Below are 1,504 nucleotides of genomic sequence, written 5' to 3' on the forward strand. Positions count from 1 at the left end.
GGTAGGAGGCGAAGCTGAAAGCCGAAACATAGGCGGAGGCCGACAGCAGCTTCTTGAATCTCGCCGCCTCGTCGCCTTCGAGCGGGGCACGCGCGTTCTTGGCCTGCAGGCTTTCGAGATCGGATCCTTCGGCAAAGACATCCGATACGGCCAGCGCGATCGCGAGCCCTCGCCGGGCGCGGTAGAGAAGCATGTGCTGCGGGATGCTCATCAGCTGGTCGTCGGGATGGATCGCGGCGACCGTTTTCGACAGTTCGACCTCGCGCGTGCGGCGCACCGAACCGGCCGAGACGGTCGAGACGAAGCGCCGGTTGGTGCCGGCAAGCGCGGTGCCGGACTCGCGCGATGGATCCTCCAGCACGACGATGCGGGTGATGAAGCTCTGCGCGGTGGCGCGATGCTTTTCGATTGTCGATTCCGAGATCGTGGTCAGCCCGGTGTCCATTACGGATGCTCCGCGGTTCGACGGTCACACATCGCTGATGACCTGCCCTTTGGACAGGATGTGGACCTTGTAGCCGGAAAAGATCTTCTGCGCTTCGCCCGCGGCATAGAGCGCCTGATAGGCCTCGTGCGGGATCAGCGCGTGGTTCTCATAGCTGGAGACGCCTTGGCGCGCGGCTTCGAGGTCGTCGGTGTTGATGAAGAATTCCTGCGTCGTCTTTTCGCTGGAGAACAGCCCCTTGCGGCCGGGCTTCTCGGACTTGGAAAAGACTTCCTGGATGGTCCAGGTCAGCAACCAGGCGTTCTCCGGCTTGCGCACCTTGGCCAGAACCTCGGTAACGGTCGAATTGTTCTCGGTGATCCCGGCCGTATAGAACGGGCCGAGCACGACGCGCCGCAACTGCTTCGGGTGCAGCGGCTCGAAATCCTTGTCGAGATTGACCGCGATGGTCGCCGGCGACAGCGTGTAGGCGGAATTCTTCTCGGTGAAATCGTCGAAGCGGTGGGCAAGCTCGGGGTTGAGCAGGCCATCGACAGGAAGCGGAATGTCGATCTTCTCGTTCAGCTTGCCGTTCGCGTCGACGAGCTGTCGCACCATGCTCTCGGAGGAGTCCTCGACCGTCACCATATAGATCAGCGGCAGGTTGGCGCTGCCGTCGAACGAGGCCCAGTGGACGAGGTAGTAAGGCCGCATGGTCTTCGGATTGACCGAGACTTTGGCCGTCTGCGCCAGGGTGAACGGACCGAAGGTGGTCTCGCTCTTGACACCCTCCAGATAGAGCCGCTCGGCCATCGACCTTTGCAGCGCCACAGGCAATTCCTTGTGGCGCAGGATGAAGTCGGCCATCTCCTCGCGCAACTCGCCGGCCTGCGGAATGTTGGCCAACCGGCTATCTGCCTGTCGGCGGTCGTTCTCCAATTCGAGCAGATTCTGGAACACCGGATAGCCGCTGTCGGCGCGCGAAATGCGGAACGTATCCATGAAGCCCAGCCGGTTGCGCCAGCAGTCGAATGAGTTTTCCAGCCGGGCGATGTATTCGGCGACGATCTTGGCGACGCT

Annotated in this window: 1 protein-coding gene and 1 pseudogene; both read right to left on the reverse strand. The window is 62.1% G+C overall.

Going from position 1 to position 1,504, the window contains the following annotated elements:
• Nucleotides 1-445, reverse strand: a pseudogene (locus EOA60_RS32470) (AAA family ATPase); the annotation flags it as partial.
• Nucleotides 446-469: 24 nt separating this feature from the next.
• Nucleotides 470-1,504 (reverse strand): hypothetical protein (locus EOA60_RS32475; RefSeq protein ID WP_128312590.1); only part of this gene is annotated, 1,035 nt, incomplete at its 5' end.

The sequence above is a fragment of the Mesorhizobium sp. M1A.F.Ca.IN.020.06.1.1 genome (assembly GCF_004023265.1).
Taxonomy (GTDB): Bacteria; Pseudomonadota; Alphaproteobacteria; order Rhizobiales; family Rhizobiaceae; genus Mesorhizobium.